The 16,162-nt window shown below is 64.9% G+C and carries 16 protein-coding genes; 10 read left to right on the forward strand and 6 right to left on the reverse strand.

All coding sequences use genetic code 11. The features are described from left to right. The first annotated feature begins 3 nt into the window (after positions 1–3). From A7X65_RS00525 to cynS, 4 genes are all read left to right on the forward strand, one after another. Complete coding sequence (locus A7X65_RS00525) at positions 4–1,383, forward strand: CmpA/NrtA family ABC transporter substrate-binding protein (protein WP_063682432.1); 1,380 nt, start codon at positions 4–6, stop codon at positions 1,381–1,383. Between the two features lie 169 nt (positions 1,384–1,552). Beyond that, positions 1,553–2,392, forward strand: a complete 840-nt coding sequence (gene ntrB / locus A7X65_RS00530) for a nitrate ABC transporter permease (protein ID WP_063682433.1) — start codon at positions 1,553–1,555, stop codon at positions 2,390–2,392. A 5-nt stretch (positions 2,393–2,397) separates the two neighbouring features. Next, positions 2,398–3,321 carry an ABC transporter ATP-binding protein gene (locus tag A7X65_RS00535; RefSeq protein ID WP_063684719.1) on the forward strand — a complete coding sequence of 308 codons (924 nt, stop codon included), beginning with the start codon at positions 2,398–2,400 and terminating at the stop codon, positions 3,319–3,321. Between the two features lie 16 nt (positions 3,322–3,337). Further along, the gene (gene cynS, locus A7X65_RS00540) at positions 3,338–3,826 is read left to right on the forward strand and encodes a cyanase (RefSeq protein ID WP_063682434.1); all 489 of its coding nucleotides are present in this window, start codon (positions 3,338–3,340) and stop codon (positions 3,824–3,826) included. Positions 3,827–3,977: 151 nt separating this feature from the next. On the opposite strand, the gene purB is transcribed toward cynS, so the two are convergent. Both purB and A7X65_RS00550 read right to left on the reverse strand, forming a co-directional pair. Further along, positions 3,978–5,420 (reverse strand): adenylosuccinate lyase, encoded by a 1,443-nt coding sequence (gene purB, locus A7X65_RS00545; protein ID WP_167358185.1) that lies wholly within the window; start codon positions 5,418–5,420, stop codon positions 3,978–3,980. 118 nt (positions 5,421–5,538) lie between these two features. Next, complete coding sequence (locus tag A7X65_RS00550; protein WP_063682437.1) at positions 5,539–6,351, reverse strand: isocitrate lyase/PEP mutase family protein; 813 nt, start codon at positions 6,349–6,351, stop codon at positions 5,539–5,541. A 109-nt stretch (positions 6,352–6,460) separates the two neighbouring features. On the opposite strand from A7X65_RS00550, the gene A7X65_RS00555 reads away from it, so the two are divergent. Then, positions 6,461–7,375: a LysR family transcriptional regulator gene (locus A7X65_RS00555; protein WP_063682439.1), complete on the forward strand. Its 915-nt coding sequence runs from the start codon at positions 6,461–6,463 to the stop codon at positions 7,373–7,375. Positions 7,376–7,424: 49 nt separating this feature from the next. On the opposite strand, the gene A7X65_RS00560 is transcribed toward A7X65_RS00555, so the two are convergent. Beyond that, a complete protein-coding gene (locus tag A7X65_RS00560; protein WP_063682441.1) occupies positions 7,425–7,748 on the reverse strand; it encodes a DUF1476 domain-containing protein in 324 nt (107 codons plus the stop codon). Between the two features lie 330 nt (positions 7,749–8,078). On the opposite strand from A7X65_RS00560, the gene purC reads away from it, so the two are divergent. Beyond that, positions 8,079–8,846: a phosphoribosylaminoimidazolesuccinocarboxamide synthase gene (purC, locus tag A7X65_RS00565; RefSeq protein ID WP_172782948.1), complete on the forward strand. Its 768-nt coding sequence runs from the start codon at positions 8,079–8,081 to the stop codon at positions 8,844–8,846. Positions 8,847–8,859: 13 nt separating this feature from the next. Continuing rightward, positions 8,860–9,102, forward strand: coding sequence for a phosphoribosylformylglycinamidine synthase subunit PurS (gene purS / locus A7X65_RS00570; RefSeq protein WP_063682443.1), 243 nt, complete (start codon positions 8,860–8,862; stop codon positions 9,100–9,102). A 136-nt stretch (positions 9,103–9,238) separates the two neighbouring features. Here the strand turns inward: purS and A7X65_RS00575 are convergent, their stop codons facing one another. Next, on the reverse strand, positions 9,239–10,255 hold the full coding sequence (locus A7X65_RS00575) for a magnesium and cobalt transport protein CorA (RefSeq protein ID WP_063682445.1): 1,017 nt from the start codon (positions 10,253–10,255) through the stop codon (positions 9,239–9,241). 166 nt (positions 10,256–10,421) lie between these two features. Between A7X65_RS00575 and purQ the strand changes: the two genes are divergently transcribed. The 3 genes from purQ (at position 10,422) to A7X65_RS00590 (ending at position 13,014) form a co-directional block, all read left to right on the forward strand. Further along, positions 10,422–11,123: a phosphoribosylformylglycinamidine synthase subunit PurQ gene (gene purQ / locus A7X65_RS00580; RefSeq protein WP_063682447.1), complete on the forward strand. Its 702-nt coding sequence runs from the start codon at positions 10,422–10,424 to the stop codon at positions 11,121–11,123. Next, positions 11,120–12,094, forward strand: coding sequence for a tripartite tricarboxylate transporter substrate binding protein BugD (locus tag A7X65_RS00585; RefSeq protein WP_063682448.1), 975 nt, complete (start codon positions 11,120–11,122; stop codon positions 12,092–12,094). Before purQ ends, A7X65_RS00585 begins: the two co-directional genes overlap by 4 nt. 182 nt (positions 12,095–12,276) lie before the next feature. Further along, complete coding sequence (locus A7X65_RS00590; protein WP_063682450.1) at positions 12,277–13,014, forward strand: tetratricopeptide repeat protein; 738 nt, start codon at positions 12,277–12,279, stop codon at positions 13,012–13,014. Positions 13,015–13,049: 35 nt separating this feature from the next. Here the strand turns inward: A7X65_RS00590 and A7X65_RS00595 are convergent, their stop codons facing one another. Continuing rightward, positions 13,050–14,930, reverse strand: coding sequence for a TRAP transporter large permease (locus tag A7X65_RS00595; protein ID WP_156527573.1), 1,881 nt, complete (start codon positions 14,928–14,930; stop codon positions 13,050–13,052). Then, on the reverse strand, positions 14,927–15,949 hold the full coding sequence (locus A7X65_RS00600) for a TRAP transporter substrate-binding protein (RefSeq protein ID WP_063682452.1): 1,023 nt from the start codon (positions 15,947–15,949) through the stop codon (positions 14,927–14,929). Before A7X65_RS00600 ends, A7X65_RS00595 begins: the two co-directional genes overlap by 4 nt. Positions 15,950–16,162: the final 213 nt, after the last annotated feature.

The raw sequence follows: 16,162 nt of genomic DNA on the forward strand, positions 1-16,162 counted from the left end.
CCGATGTCCACGTTCGACAATCCGTTTGATCCCGATCGCAACCTTCGAGCCGGCTGCGTCTGCGGCCAGCACCAATCCGCGACGGAGCACGAGCAGGCGACAGCGCTGGCTTGCGAGCCGGTCGCGAGCGAGGAGCAGCGCTACGAGGGCGTCGTTGCGTCTGCCGTGATGCGTGCGATGTTTCCGCAGGACGTGGCGCGGCGCGCCTTCCTGAAATCGGTCGGCGCGTCCACCGCGCTCGCGGCACTGTCGCAATTCTTCCCGCTGAAGACGGCGACCGAAGTGTTCGCGCAAACCGGCGTGCCCGAGAAGAAGGACCTCAAGGTCGGCTTCATCCCGATCACCTGCGCGACGCCCATCATCATGGCGGCGCCGATGGGCTTCTATGCCAAGCACGGCCTCAATGTCGAAGTGGTCAAGACCGCCGGCTGGGCTGTGATCCGCGACAAGACCATCAACAAGGAATACGACGCCGCCCACATGCTCGCGCCGATGCCGATCGCGATATCGCTTGGCCTCGGTGCCAACGCCATCCCCTTTGCCGTTCCCGCGATCGAGAACATCAACGGGCAGGGCATCGTGCTGGCGAGCAAGCACAAGGACAAGCGCGATCCGAAGGACTGGAAGGGTCTGAAGTTCGCGATTCCGTTCGACTATTCCATGCACAATTACCTGCTGCGCTATTATCTCGCCGAGCACGGCCTCGACCCCGACACCGACGTGCAATTGCGATCGGTGCCGCCGCCGGAGATGGTCGCGAATTTGCGCGCCGACAACATCGACGGCTTCCTCGCGCCCGACAACATCTGTCAGCGCGCGATCTATGACGGCGTCGGCTTCATGCATCTGCTCTCGAAGGAGATCTGGGACGGCCATCCCTGCTGCAGCTTCGCCGCCAGCCGCGAGTTCATCACGACGGCGCCGAACAGCTTTGCCGCGCTGACCCGGGCCATCGTCGATGCCACCGCCTATGCCTCGAAGGCCGAGAACCGCAAACAGATCGCGGAGGCCATCGCGCCGGCCAATTACATCAACGCGCCGGTGACGGTGCTGGAGCAGGTCCTGACCGGCACCTATGCCGACGGCCTTGGCGGGGTGAGGACCGATGCCAAGCGCGTCGATTTCGATCCGTTCCCCTGGCAGTCCTTCGCGGTGTGGATGCTCACGCAGATGAAGCGCTGGGGCCAGATCAAGGGCGACGTCGACTACAAGGCGGTCGCTGAGCAGGTGTATCTGGCGACCGACACCAAGAAGCTGATGACCGAGATGGGCCTGTCGCCGCCGGCAAGTGCCTACAAGTCGTTCGCGGTGATGGGGAAGACTTTCGATCCGGCCAAGCCGGAGGACTATGTGGCGAGCTTCAAGATCAGGAAGCAGTCGTGATGGGCCGCACTCTCCCCCCAGCGTCGTCCCGGCGAAGGCCGGGACCCATAGCCACCGAACGCGGTTTGGCGAAGACCCGTTGTTCGGTACGTCGACCGACTGCCATCGATAGATTCCGCGGTATGGGTCCCGGCCTTCGCCGGGACGACGGGTGGAGGGATCTCGCAAGATGAACAGCTCCCTCCGCCTCCGCGCCGGCCTCGTCTCCGTCGCCTTGCTCGCTGCCTTCCTCGGCATCTGGCATCTCGCCACGCGCTCGACCGCTCCGGTGGCGGCGATGAACCCGGAATACGCCAAGCTGATGGGGCTCACCGCGACGCAGGGCAAATCGGCGATGCCCGGGCCGCTCGATGTCGGCGCCAAGCTGTGGGAGCACCTGAAGCGGCCGTTCTACGACAACGGGCCGAACGACAAGGGGCTCGGCATCCAGCTCGCCTATTCCATCGCGCGCGTCGGCACCGGCTATCTGCTGGCCGTGCTGGTCGCCATTCCGCTCGGCTTCCTGATCGGCATGTCGCCGCTGCTGAGCAAGGCGCTCGATCCGTTCATCCAGGTGCTGAAGCCGATCTCGCCGCTCGCCTGGATGCCGCTCGCGCTCTACACCATCAAGGATTCGTCCGTCTCCGCGATCTTCGTCATCTTCATCTGCTCGATCTGGCCGATGCTGCTCAACACCGTGTTTGGCGTTGCGAGCGTGCGCAAGGAATGGATCAACGTGGCGCGGACGCTGGAGGTCGGCACCATCAGGCGCGCCTTCACGGTGATCCTCCCCGCAGCGGCACCGACGATCCTGACCGGCATGCGCATCTCGATCGGGATCGCCTGGCTCGTGATCGTCGCGGCCGAGATGCTCGTCGGTGGCACCGGCATCGGCTATTTCGTCTGGAACGAGTGGAATAACCTCTCGATCACCAACGTCATCATCGCGATCCTGCTGATCGGGATCGTCGGCATGCTGCTCGACCAGATCCTTGCGCGCTTCACGCGCATGGTCACCTTTCCGGAGTAGTGGCCGTGACCGACAAATTCGTCTCCATCGAAGGCATCGCAAAGCGCTATCCGGGCGCGAGCGGCGCCACGACCACCGTGTTCGAGAACCTCTGGCTCTCGATGGCGCGCGGCGAGTTCTGCTGCGTGATCGGCCATTCCGGCTGCGGCAAGACCACGGTGCTCAACATCCTCGCCGGCCTCGATGCGCCGAGTGAGGGCGCCGTCATCGTCGATGGGCAGGCGATCGCGGGCACCAGTCTCGACCGCGCCGTGATCTTCCAGAGCCACGCGCTGCTGCCCTGGCGCACCGTGCTCGGCAACGTCGCCTATGCCGTGAGCTCGAAATGGCGGAGCTGGGACCGCGCCAAGGTGAAGGCGCACGCGCAGACATTTATCGATCTCGTCGGCCTGACGGGTTCGGAACACAAACGTCCGTCCGAACTCTCGGGCGGGATGAAGCAGCGCGTCGGCATCGCGCGTGCGCTCTCGATCACACCAAAGATGATGCTGATGGACGAGCCGTTCTCGGCGCTCGACGCGCTGACGCGCGGCACGCTGCAGGATGAGGTGCGGCGGATTTGCCTGGAGACCGGACAGACCGCGTTCATGATCACCCATGACGTGGACGAGGCGATCTATCTCGCCGACAAGATCTTCCTGATGACCAACGGGCCGGGCGCGGTGCTGGCCGAGGTCGTCGAGAATCCGCTGCCCAGGGATCGCGGCCGCACTGACCTGCACCGCCATCCGCTCTATTATGCGCTGCGCAACCACATCATCGATTTCCTGGTGACGCGCAGCAAGACCTTTGCCGCGGAGACGCCGAACCACGATCCGCGCAATGTGCCCGTGGTGCAAATCGGCAAGCCCGGGCTGACGATCGCTTCAAACGGCGAAGAGCAACGACAGACACGGATGCCCGGGACCAACCCCGGACTGACTGCTTAAGAAGGGAGACCCCAACATGAAACGCGAAGACCTCACCGAGAAGCTGCTCGACATCAAGCGCGAGAAGGGCTGGAGCTGGAAACACATCTGCGCGAAGATCGGCGGCTATTCCGAGGTGCTGATCGTCGGTGCGATCATGGGCCAGATGAAGCTGACGAAGCCGCAGGCCGCCAATGCCGGTGAGTTGTTCGGCCTGTCGAAGGCGGAAACGGCGATGCTCAACGAGGTGCCGATGCGCGGCACCGGCACGCCGATGCCGCCGACCGATCCCCTAATCTACCGCTTCTACGAGATGGTGATGGTGAACGGCCCGGCGTGGAAGGCGCTGATCGAGGAGGAGTTCGGTGACGGCATCATGTCGGCGATCGACTTCGACATGGGGATCGAGCGCGTCGCCAACCCGAAGGGCGACCGCGTCAAGATCACGATGTCAGGCAAGTTCCTGCCGTACAAATATTACGGCGCCAGCGGCAACGTGCCGGAATACGGCTTCAAGGAAGAGTAGGGACTTTCGTCATTGCGAGCGAAGCGAAGCAATCCATCTTGCGAGCTCAAGACTGGATTGCTTCGTCGCGGAGCCTGTCATCGGGCGCGCCTTCGCGCGACCCGTTGGCTCCTCGCAGTGACGGCGTGGCTTGTCGCCACTTGCTGGTCGCTTACAGGATCGCACCCGGCGCGTACTTCGCTGCTTCCGGGTTCGCCTTGGCCAGAGCATCGACCTGCTCGGCGAAGTGGTCGACCTGAGCGGCGGCATCGCCCGAATTGGCGCGGCCATGATCGAACACCTGGCTCAGCTCGGCCTCGCTCATGGCGAGCCGCTTGTCGGCGGCGAGGCGCTGCAGCAGGTCGTTCTGCACGATCTTGCCGGTGCGCAGGTCGCGAATGGCCGCCACCGCATGCTCCTTGATCGCCTCGTGCGCGCCTTCGCGGCCGGCGCCCTTCTTCACCGCTTCCATCATGACCGTTGTGGTCAACAGGAAGGGCAGATAGCGGTTGAGCTCGGTCGCGACGACGGCGTCGAAGATTTCCATCTGGTCGAGCACCGAGAGCAGGGTCTCGAGCAGGCCGTCCATGGCGAGGAAGGTGTCGGGCAGCATCACGCGGCGGACCACGGAGCAGGAGACGTCGCCCTCGTTCCACTGATCGCCTGACAGCCCAGCGGCCATCGCGAGATAGCCCTTCAGCACCACATGCAGGCCGTTGATGCGCTCACAGGAGCGGCTGTTCATCTTGTGCGGCATCGCGGACGAGCCGACCTGGCCCTTGGCAAAGCCTTCGCTGGCGAGCTCGTGGCCGGCCATCAGGCGCAGCGTCTTGGCGAAGCTGCCGGGACCGCTGGCGAGATCGACCAGCACGCTGACTGCGCGGAAATCAAGGCTGCGCGGATAAACCTGGCCGACGGCATCGAAGCTCTTGGGCAGGCCGAGATGCCTGAGGATTTGCTGTTCGAGCGCGCGGGCCTTGCCGGCATCGCCGTTGAACAGGGTGATCTGGTCGAGCCGCGTGCCGACCGCGCCCTTCAGGCCGCGGGCGGGATAGGTGTTCAACACATTGACGAGGCTCTGATGCGCCAGCAGCATCTCCTCGCCGAACATGGCGATGCGCTTGCCGAGCGTCGTGACCTGCGCGGCCACGTTGTGCGTGCGTGCCGTGAACGGCATGTCGCGGAACTGTTTGGCATGCTTCGCGAACCGGATCAGCGCGGCGATGCTCTTGGTCTCGATCAGCTGCAGCCCGCGGTAGACCTGGAGTTGCTCCACGTTCTCGGTGAGGTCGCGGCTGGTCATGCCCTTGTGCAGGTGCTCGTGACCGGCGAGGTCGCAGAACTCCTCGATCCGCGCCTTGACGTCGTGGCGGGTGATGCGCTCGCGGCGCATGATGGACTCGAGGTTCACCTGGTCCTTCACCCGCTCGTAGGCTTCGATCACGCCGTCCGGCACGGGAATGCCGAGATCGCGCTGGCCCTTGAGCACGGCGATCCAGTAGTCGCGTTCGAGGCGAACCTTGCCTTCGCCGCTCCAGATGGCGCGCATGGCAGGCGAGGCATAGCGTTCGGCGAGGACGTTCGAGATGTGATCTTGCTGGGTCATGGCGCTCATTTGGCACTGCTGGGGGCCGGCTGCAAGTCGCGAGCCGGCCCCCAGGCGCCATCCCGGCACATCCGTCCACATTCCTCCCGGCCGAGCCGGGGAGGCGGACTGTTCCGCAGGGCGCCCGTCAGCCGAACGCCGCCCGCACCTCGCCGATCGGCGCCATCTCGCGGACGTAGGTGAAGGCACCCTGATCCTTCATTTCGCGGGCGCATTTGAGGAACGCGGCGAGCGCCACGCGGGCCATGGCACCGCCGACGCTGATGCGCTTGACGCCGGCGGCGGCGATCTGCTCGACCGTCAGCGTCGGGTCGGCAAAGCCCATCACCAGGTTGAAGGGCTTCTTGACCGACGCGGCGACGGTGCGGATGGTGTCGATGTCGTGGACCCCCGGCGCATACAGCACGTCGGCGCCGGCGGCCTCGAAGGCCTGCAGCCGCCGGATGGTGTCGTCGAGATCGTTCCTGCCCTTCAGCAGGTTCTCGGCGCGGGCGGTCAGCGTGAACGGGAAGGGGAGCGCGCGTGCGGCCTCGACGGCGGCCTGCACGCGTTCGACCGCGAGCTGGAAATCGTAGATCGGCTTGCCGGGGTCGCCGGTAAAATCCTCGATCGAGCCGCCGACGCAGCCGGCCTCCGCCGCCCGCGTGATCGCACGTGCCGCGGCTTTGGGATTGTCGGCGCCGCAATTTTCGAGGTCGGCGTTGACGGGAAGATCGGTCGCCTCGGCGATGACCCTGCAGTTCTCGAGGATGGCATCGAGGCTCACGGTGGTGCTGCCGAGCGTGTTGGCAAGGCCAAGGCTCGTGGTTGCCAGCGCCTCGAAACCCATCGCGGCGAGCAGTTTTGCGGTGCCGGCATCCCAGGGGTTAGGAATGATGAAGGCGCCGGGGCGCTGATGCAGTTCGCGAAATCGTGCTGCCTTGTCGGCCTGGCTGCGCATGGGGGCTCCTGTGCGTCTGCTGTTGCGGCCCCAGCGATAGGGCGGTTTCGCCCATCAGACAAATTTGTTATTTCTCTCGATATCATCAGCTTTTTGCATGAGGTCCGGCATGGACAGCGACGCGCTCAACACGTTCCTGGTGGTGCACCGGCGCGGCGGCATCTCCAACGCCGCAAAGGCGCTGCATCGCTCGCAACCGGCGATCTCGCGGCGCATCGCGCTGCTCGAGCAGGAGCTCGGCGTGCCCTTGTTCGAGCGCGTTGCGGGCAAGACGCGGCTCAGCGATGCCGGACGCGTCATGGTGCCCTATGCCGAACGTGCGGTGGCGGCGGCGCTGGACGCCGAGAACGCGGTGCGCGCGCTGCTGCGCGACAGCGCCGGACCGGTCTCGCTGGCGGTGACGGGCACGCTCGCGGGCGGCAGGCTTTCGAAGGTGCTGAAACGCTTCGCCGCCCGGCACAGGGACGTCGCGCTGACGCTGCGCACGGCGACCAGCGCCGAGGTCTCCGATCTCATCCGGCGCGGGGAGGCGACCATTGGCCTGCGCTACGACCGCGACCGCTCGGCGGATCTGGACTGCGAATTGCTGTTTGCCGAGCCGCTGCAGGTGGTGTGCGCGCCGGATCATCCGCTGGCCCGCAAGCGCGTAGCGAGGCTCAGGGATCTCTACGCCGAGAAATGGATCGCGTTTCCGGAAGTGCCGGGCCGCCGCGAGATCACGGCCTCGCATGTCTTCGCGCTGTTTCAGACCGCGGGGCTGGGCGAGATCGAATGGACGGCGGTCGACAGCCTCACCGCGCAGAAGCGCCTGGTCGAAGCCGGGTTCGGAATCGCATTGCTGTCACAGAGCAACGCGGCGGAAGAATTGGCATCGGGGTCGATCGCGACGATCCGCGTCGGCGATCTCAGCGCAACCCACGACGTCGTCGCGGTTGTCCGGCGCGGCGGCTTCCTGAGCGCCGCCTCGCAGCGTCTGCTGGAGATCGTCCGGCGGGAGTTTTCGGAGAGGCGGGCGGCGAGGTAGCAGGTGGAATCGGTTTCCTCGCCGCCGGCCATTGGGGCCGTTATCGGGTCTATTTTCCTGCCTTCACCTCGGCGGCCGCGACCGCGAGCAGCTCGCTCATCTTGGCGCGAATCGCCTGTTCGGTGACGGCGATGTTCTTGGCGGCGAAATCGGCAGCGACCTTGCGCAGGACGTCGGCATCGCCGGCTTCCTCGAAATCGGCCGCGACGACCTCCTTGGCGTAGGCCGTGGCGGCATCACCGGAAATTCCGAGCTTTTCGGCCGCCCACAGGCCGAGCAGACGGTTGCGGCGGGCCTCCGCCTTGAATTTCTGCTCCTCGTCGAGGGCGAACTTCTTCTCAAAGCCTTCCTCGCGCTTGTTGATTTCGCTCATGCGTCTTCCAATTCCCTATTGGCTGGAGCTCAGAACCCTCGTTGCGGGGGCCCGGGCGCATGCCTAGATAGGGGGCAGGAATCGGCAAAACAACGAGCCGTTAAGCCGCAGGCAAGGCGGTATAAGTCAGCACCGGATGGGCCGGATCGATTGTGCTGGGACAGCCAATCGGATAGGTTGCCTGAAGGCGTGGTTCCCCTTCTGTTTCCTTGGTGTTTCCGAGGGTTCCAGACGGGTTCCGGGCCGTTCACGGCAGCTCCGCTGTGGGTCGTAACCTGGTAACCGGAGCACACCAAATACATGGATTTCAACAAAACACGGTACATCCCCATGAGCCGTCGGCGTCGCATTTATGAAGGCAAGGCAAAGGTTCTGTATGAAGGTCCCGAGCCCGGTACTCTGATCCAGCACTTCAAGGACGACGCCACTGCGTTCAATGCCAAGAAGCATCAGGTGATCGAGGGCAAGGGTGTCCTCAACAACCGGATCTCGGAGTACCTGTTTCAGCACCTCAACGACATCGGGGTGCCGACCCACTTCATCCGCCGCCTCAACATGCGCGAGCAGTTGATTCGCGAGGTCGAGATCGTGCCGCTGGAAGTGGTGGTGCGGAACGTTGCCGCCGGCTCGCTGTCGCAGCGCCTCGGCATCGAGGAGGGCACGCAGCTGCCTCGCTCGATCATCGAGTTCTATTACAAGAACGACCAGCTCAACGACCCCATGGTGTCGGAAGAGCACATCACGGCCTTCGGCTGGGCGACGCCGCAGGAGATCGACGACATCATGGCGCTCGCCATCCGCGTCAACGACTTCCTCACTGGCCTCTTCCTCGGCATTGGCATCCGCCTCGTCGATTTCAAGATGGAGTGCGGCCGCCTGTTCGAGAACGAGATGATGCGCATCATCGTCGCCGATGAGATCTCGCCGGACTCGTGCCGTCTGTGGGACATCAAGTCGAACGAGAAGCTCGACAAGGATCGCTTCCGCCGCGACCTCGGCGGCCTGCTCGAGGCCTACACGGAAGTCGCAAAGCGCCTCGGCATCCTCATGGAGAACGAGCGTCCGCAGGGCACAGGCCCGGTGCTGGTGAAGAGCTGAAGAGGATTTTGACGTGAAGGCACGTGTTACCGTTACCCTGAAGACCGGCATCCTCGATCCGCAGGGCAAGGCCATCGAAGGCGCGCTGAAGTCGCTCGGCGTCGACGGCGTCGCCAGCGTCCGCCAGGGCAAGGTGTTCGACATCGAGCTCGCCGGCGCCGACAAGGCCAAGGCCGAAGCCGCGCTGAAGGAAGCTGCCGACAAGCTGCTGGCGAACACGGTGATCGAGAACTATCGGGTCGAGTTGATCGGCTGAGGAGCGTGGCCCCAGCCTCGCTGGGGCCGCGATCTCTTTCCTATCTGCGTGGCGGCGCATCCGCCGCGTACGACCATCATCCCCAACGCGCGCCGAGCCTTCAACCGAAGCGGCACTGGCTACGACCAGTCGAAGCTCACAGCCAGCCGACGCGGCGGAAGCGCCAGTAGAGCGCGCCGCAGGCGGCCAGCATCACGCCGAGCAGCATGTAGTAGCCGTACTCCCATTCCAGCTCCGGCATGTGCTTGAAGTTCATGCCGTAGATGCCGGCAAGCGCGGTCGGGATGGCGATGATCGCCAGCCACGAGGCGAGCTTCTTCGACACCGCGGTCTCCTGTGCCTGTCCGACCAGGAGGCTCGCCTCGAAGGCGAAGGCCAGCACCTCGCGCATGGAATCGATGCGCTCCTGGATGTTCCTGACGTGGTCGGTGACGTCGCGGAACAGCGGCTGCATGGCCTGCCGGACCATCGCCAGCTCGTCATGCTCCAGGCGCCGGCAGACCTCCACCAGCGGGCCGATCGCGGTCCTGAGCCGCAGGAGGTCGCGACGCAGCATGTAGAGCCGCTCGATCTGCGCCTTGCTGATCGGCTTGGAGAGCACGTCGTCCTCGATGCCCTCGACCTCGTCGTGGATGCTCTCGAGCACCGGCGAGTAATTGTCGACGATGAAATCGAGGATCGCATAGAGGATGTAGTCCTCGCCGCGCGCGAGCGCTCGCGGGCAGCTCTCGCAGCGTTCGCGCACCGGCGTATAGGAGGTCGAGGCGCCATGGCGCACCGAGACCAGATAGCCTTCCCCGACGAAGATGTGCGTCTCGCCGAAGGCGATGCGGCCCTCGATCAGCTGCGCCGTCCGCGCCACGATGAACAGGGCCTCGCCATATTGCTCGATCTTGGGGCGCTGATGGGCGTGGTCGGCATCCTCGATAGCGAGGTCGTGCAGGTCGAACTGCTTCTGCACCGCGCCGAGCAGCGCCATGTCCGGCTCGTGCAGCCCGATCCAGACCACGTGGCCGGGCTTGGCCCGCCAGCTCGACGCTTCGCTGATGGCGATGTTGGCAATGCGCCTGCCGTCGACATAGGCGCCGGCGGCGACGACGCCCTCGGTGGATACCGGCTCGGATTGGGATGCAGGCGGCGACGGGACGTTCATGGCTCCAATCCCGGCAATTCGTCAGGCAAAAACGCCCAAGGCTATGGCCTGTGTACAAGGCCGCCCGGCAAGGCTAGCACTGGTAAAATCCCCGTCAAATGGCTATGTCTCTTCACGAATTGGCCCTTTGGCCAGCCCCGATTCCCGTCACCGCCGGAACCTGAACATGAAAGCCGCCTTCCTCGTCTTTCCCGGAATCAACCGTGAGCGCGACATGGCGCGCGCCTTGAGGCTGATCTCCGGCAGCGAGCCCGCGATGGTCTGGCACGCCGAGACGTCGCTGCCGGCGGGCACCGACCTCGTGGTCGTGCCGGGCGGCTTCTCCTATGGCGATTACCTGCGCTGTGGCGCAATCGCGGCGCGTGCGCCGGTAATGGATGCGGTGCGCGACTACGCGGCCAAGGGCGGCCTCGTGCTCGGCGTCTGCAACGGCTTCCAGATCCTGTGCGAGTCCGGCCTGTTGCCGGGCGTGCTGATGCGCAATGCGCGGCTGAAGTTCATCTGCAAGGACGTGCATCTGCGCGTCGAGCGCTCCGACACGCCGTTCACGCGCGGCTACAATGCCGGCCAGGTGATCCGCGTGCCGGTCGCCCATGGCGAGGGCAATTACGAGGCGGACGAGGAGACCATCAAGCGGCTCGAAGGCGAGGGGCGGGTGCTCTATCGCTACTGCTCGGCCGACGGCGTGGTGGACGAGAGCCACAACATCAACGGCGCGGCGCATTCCATCGCCGGCCTCGTCAACGACAAGGGCAACGTGCTCGGCATGATGCCGCATCCGGAAAACCACGTCGAAGACATCATGGGCTGCACCGACGGCCGCGGCCTGTTCGCCGGCCTCGCCCAGCATCTGGAAAAGGCCGCGTGATTGCGCTCGTGTTGAAGCGTTCGCTCGCCGCGCTCGCGGCGCTGTCGTTCGCGACTGCCGCGTTCGCGCAGGATTATCCCAAGCGCCCGATCACCATGATCGTGCCGTTCGCGGCTGGCGGCACTTCCGACGTGATCGCGCGCACGGTGGCCGAGCAGATGAGCGTTGCGCTCGGCCAGACCATCGTGATCGAGAACGTAGCGGGCGCAGGCGGCTCGACCGCGCTGGCGCGCGCCTCGCGCGCCGAGCCCGACGGCTACACGATCGCGATCGGCAACGCCGGCACCAATGCCGCGACCTACACCATCTATCCCAAGCTACCGTTCACGCCCGAGTCCTTCGTGCCGATCGCGATGGTGGCGAAGACGTTCGGCATCATCGCGCTGCGCAAGGATTTTCCGGCGAAGGACCTCAAGGAGTTCATCGCCTACGCCAAGGCCAATCCGGGCAAGATCAATCTCGGCCATGCCGGCGTCGGCTCCTCGAACTACCTGATCTGCAAGAGCTTCGTCACCGCCGCCGGGATCGACGCGACCCTGGTCGGCTATCGCGGCGCCGCACCGGCGCTGACCGACGCCGTCGGTAGCCAGATCGACGGCGTCTGCGATGCCGCGGCCTCCGTCTCGCAGTCGATCAACGAGAAGCTGGTGCGTGGCCTCGTGGTCGGCTCGACCGTTCGGCTTGCGACGCTGCCGGACCTGCCGACGTCGTCTGAAGCCGGGCTGCCGGAGTTCGAGGCGCAGGGCTGGAATGGCCTGTTCGCGCCCAAGGGCACCCCGCCGGCGGTGATCGCCAAGCTGAATGCCGCTGCGCGGACCGCGGTCGAGACCGACGCGGTGAAGAAGCGCTTTGTCGACCTTTCGACCGTTGCCCCCGATGACAACGAGCACACGCCGGAGCTGCTGCAGCAGCTAGTGACGCGCGACGTCGAGAAATACCGGAAGATGCTGGCGGACGACGCCAAGCAGTAAGCGGCCTTCGTTCGCAGCCTCATGAACCTGCAACGCGCTCGGGACGACTGATTCCTCGTCGCCATCAAGGCGTGCGCGTCCCCTGCTGCTGATTTCCAGGGCTGCGAGCAACTCAAAGTTGTTCTGTCGCTGCGATTGCGATATCAGGGAGCGTGCGCTGTCGTTGTGCCCGTGGATGTCACATGCCCGTTGCCCTGATCGTTCTTCTGCTCGATCTCACGCTGATCTATCACGCCTCGCGAACCGGGCGGTTGCGACCCTGGGCTTTCATCATCCTGCTGGTGCCGATGATGGGCGCGCTCGCCTATATCGCGGTCGAGCTCATTCCCGAATGGTTTTCCAGTCCCGGTGCCCGGCAGGCGCGTCAGCGCGTCGCCAACCGGCTCGATCCGGAGAAGCGCTATCGCGAGCTATCGGACCGGCTGGCTGACGCAGACACCATCGCCAACCGCGCGGCACTGGCGGATGAGTGCGTAAATGTCGGCCGGTTCGCCGAAGCCGAGCAGCATTATGACCACATCCTGAAGCTGCCGATGGGGCACGATCCCGCCTATGCGTTTCGCAAGGCGCAGGCCGAGTTTTCCGCCAAGCGTCCCGCCGACGCGCTCACGACGCTCGACGATCTCCAGAAGCAATGGCCGGACTTCGATTCCGCGGACGCGCACCTGCTCTACGCCCGCGCGCTCGCCGAGGTCGGCCGGACCGACGAGGCGCTGGAGGAATATCACGCTCTCACCGGCTATTTCCCCGGCGCCGAAGCGCGGGTGCGCTACGGCATGTTGCTGCAGACGGTTGGACGTAGCGCCGAGGCGCGCATGGTCTTCAACGAGCTGCTGATCCAGATGCGCCGTGCGCCGAAATATCTGCGCAAGGCACAGGCCGAATGGCTCTCGATCGCCGAGAAGCAACTTTCGACATAGGGGAGGCCGGGCCGAGCGGCTTCAGCTTGACGATCTCACAGAAACACCAGCGAGATCCACGGCACGAAGGTGATCAGGAGCAGGCCGAGGAACAGCCAGGCCAGATAGATCCAGATCCGGCGCATGCCCGCGTCCGGCGACACGCCGCCGATGCTGCAGGCGGCGTAATAGCAGAGGCCGAATGGCGGGGCGAACAGGCCAAGGCCCATCGCCAGGATCACCACCATCGCATAATGCACCTCGTTGATGCCGAACGTTGCCGCGACCGGGAACAGCAACGGACCGAACAGCACGATGGCGGGAATCCCCTCCAGCACGCTGCCGAGCACGATGAAGGCGACCACCGAGATCAAGAGGAAGCCGTAAGCGCCGCCAGGCACGCCGGCCATGCGCGCGGCCAGATCATGCGAGAAGCCGGATTGCGCCAGCGCCCATGCCATCGCGCTCGCTGCCCCCACGATGAACAGGATCGAGCCGGAGAGCGACGCGGTCTGCACCAGCATCGGCAGCACGTTCTTCCAGACGAGGCTGCCGCGATAGATGATGAGGCCGAGCACGAGGCAGTATGCGATGCCGATGGTCGAGACTTCGGTTGCGGTCGCAAATCCCTCGACCACCGCGCTGCGGATCAGGAACGGTAGCGCCAACGCCGGCAGCGCCGCCCAGAATGTCTTCGCCACCACCGACATCGGCGCACGCGCGACCTTGACTGCGGCGTTCTCCTCCGTGCCCGCGCGATAGCGCGCGACGAAAGCGAGCACGATCGCCAGCACGATGCCAGGCAGGATGCCGGCGGTGAACAGGGCCGCGATCGAGACACCGGTGACGGAGGCGATCGCGATCAGCACGATCGATGGCGGAATGGTCTCGCTCATCGCGCCCGACGCCGCCAGCAGCGACACCAGCTCGCCATCCTTCATGCCGCGCTTGCGCATCTCGGGAAACAGCACCGGCGCGATGGCGGCCATGTCGGCAGTTTTCGAGCCGGAGATGCCCGAGACCAGCAGCATGGCGCCCAGCATCACATAGGATAGTCCGCCCCTGATATGGCCGAGCATCGAGGCGAGGAACGCGACCATGACGCGCGCCATGCCGGTCTGCTCGACGAGTTGTCCCAGCAGCACGAACAGCGGCACGGCGAGCAGGATCAGCGAGCTCATGCCCTCATCGATCCGCCCGACCACGACCAGCAGCGGCGTCCGCGTCGTGGTGAGCAGGAAGGCGACGGTCGCAAGACAGAAGGAAAACGCGATCGGCACGCCCGCCATCACGGCGCATCCGAGCAGGCCGACGAAGAAGATCAGCAGGTTCCMGTTGCCGAGCGACTTCAGCGATGGACCTGCGAGATAGAGCACGCCGGCAATCGCCGCAAACAGGACGGCGACGGCAAGCAGGTCCTTTGCCGATCGCTTGACGAGCGTAAGGCAGATGCTGGCGAGTGCGATGATGCAGCCGACCGGGATGGCGGCCGCGCGAACCATGCCGGACCAGCCGAGCGCCGGCGTCTCGACGAAGGCCTGGTCTTCCACATAATCCAGTGCCGGATGCAGGATGATGGCGAGGAACAGCGCGACGCCGCCGGCTGCAAGCGTCGAGGCCCAGGCCTCCGCGCGTGGCGACAGATATGAGGTGAAGAAGGTCAGGCGCATATGCGCCGAACGCTGCACGGCAATCGCGCTGCCGAGCATTGCCAGCCAGAGGAACAGGATCGACGCCAGTTCGTCCGACCAGATGATCGGCCGGTGGAAGATTCCGCGTGCGACGATGCCGGTGAACAGGATGACCACCTCGGCGACCACGGCGATCGCGGCCGGGATCTCCACCAGCCAGCGCAGCGACTGCTCCAGCCAGCGTCCCCGCAACGCCTGCGCTTCGCCGAGCGTTGCGGTTTCGTGCATCCCGATCACTGCACTCATGCCAGTGCTCCGGCCGCGGCCTCCAGGATCTTCCAATTGTCCTCGCCGAACTTGCCGCGCCATTCCTTGTAGAAGCCGGCGGCCGACAATTCCTTGCGGAACGCCTCCTTGTCGGAGACCTCGAAAGTGATGCCCTTGGCGACCAACTGGTCCTTCAGCGTCAGATTGAGCTTTGCGGTATCCGCACGCTGCTCCATCGCGGCCTGGTCGAACTCTTTACGGACCAACGCCTGCAGATCGTCAGGCAGCGCCTTCACCGAGCGGCGGTTGCCGAGGATAAAGAAGGGATCCCAGATGTGGTTGGTCTCGGAGATGTATTTCTGCACCTCGTAGATCTTGCCGGCCTCGATGGTGACGAGGCCGTTCTCCTGGCCGTCGACCAGATGGGTCTGCAACGCCGTGTACAATTCGTTGAAGTTGATCGAGGTCGGATTGGCGCCGAGCGACTTGAACAGCGAGGTGAAGATCGGCGACACCGGAACACGGATGCGGTAGCCGGCGAGGTCGGCGGGGGTCTTGATCGGTTTTGCGAACGACGAGATTTGCCGGAACGTGTTGTCGGCGGGTTTCGCCATCACCAGTGCGCCGGTCTTCTCGATCTGGCTTGCGATCAGCTTGCCGAGATCGCCGTCCATTGCATGCCAGACCTGGCCGTAATCGGAGAAGGCAAAGCCGACATTGGCGATGCCGGCGACCGGCGCCACCGTCGACAGCACGGAGCCCGCGATGTTGAGGAAATCGACGCCGCCGCTGCGGATCTGGGTCAACAGATCGGTGTCCGAGCCGAGCTGCGAGGCTGGAAAGAACTTGATCTCCAGCCTGCCACCGCTCGCGTCCTTGATCCGCTTCACGGCCTGATCGAGGCGGGTGTTGATCGGCTGGCTCAGCGACTGGCCGGTGGCCAGCTTGTATTCGAATTCGGCCGCCTGCGCCGGCCTGGTGCGAATGGCAACCAATGGAACGGCGGCAGCCGCCACCATGAAGTTGCGGCGCGAAATCCTGTGGCCCTTGCCCGACATCGTTAGTCCTCCCTGATGGTTTGGTGCGGCGCCTTTGTCGGCGCACGTGCTCGTTGCCGCGCGCAGGCCTTGCTGCGCCGGTCGTCAAGATCGCTTGTCTGCTGAAAGGGCCTGGTCTTGCGTTCCTTCCCCCTGGACGGACCGGCGCTCTGCGCGGTCCTGTTTCCTCTATCGGTACCCGTCTGTCGCGGGCTGCCTCGAGCCTGAAGCCTA

The organism is Bradyrhizobium stylosanthis (genome assembly GCF_001641335.1).
Classification (GTDB): Bacteria; Pseudomonadota; Alphaproteobacteria; order Rhizobiales; family Xanthobacteraceae; genus Bradyrhizobium; species Bradyrhizobium stylosanthis.

Coding starts and splice junctions, on each gene's coding strand:
- A7X65_RS00525 (WP_063682432.1), top strand. CDS start 4: ATGTCCACGTTCGACAATCCGTTTGATCCCGATCGCAACCTTCGAGCC.
- A7X65_RS00600 (WP_063682452.1), bottom strand. CDS start 15,949: ATGTCGGGCAAGGGCCACAGGATTTCGCGCCGCAACTTCATGGTGGCG.
- ntrB (WP_063682433.1), top strand. CDS start 1,553: ATGAACAGCTCCCTCCGCCTCCGCGCCGGCCTCGTCTCCGTCGCCTTG.
- purB (WP_167358185.1), bottom strand. CDS start 5,420: ATGAGCGCCATGACCCAGCAAGATCACATCTCGAACGTCCTCGCCGAA.
- cynS (WP_063682434.1), top strand. CDS start 3,338: ATGAAACGCGAAGACCTCACCGAGAAGCTGCTCGACATCAAGCGCGAG.
- A7X65_RS00560 (WP_063682441.1), bottom strand. CDS start 7,748: ATGAGCGAAATCAACAAGCGCGAGGAAGGCTTTGAGAAGAAGTTCGCC.
- purQ (WP_063682447.1), top strand. CDS start 10,422: ATGAAAGCCGCCTTCCTCGTCTTTCCCGGAATCAACCGTGAGCGCGAC.
- A7X65_RS00550 (WP_063682437.1), bottom strand. CDS start 6,351: ATGCGCAGCCAGGCCGACAAGGCAGCACGATTTCGCGAACTGCATCAG.
- A7X65_RS00575 (WP_063682445.1), bottom strand. CDS start 10,255: ATGAACGTCCCGTCGCCGCCTGCATCCCAATCCGAGCCGGTATCCACC.
- purC (WP_172782948.1), top strand. CDS start 8,079: ATGAGCCGTCGGCGTCGCATTTATGAAGGCAAGGCAAAGGTTCTGTAT.
- A7X65_RS00555 (WP_063682439.1), top strand. CDS start 6,461: ATGGACAGCGACGCGCTCAACACGTTCCTGGTGGTGCACCGGCGCGGC.
- A7X65_RS00590 (WP_063682450.1), top strand. CDS start 12,277: ATGCCCGTTGCCCTGATCGTTCTTCTGCTCGATCTCACGCTGATCTAT.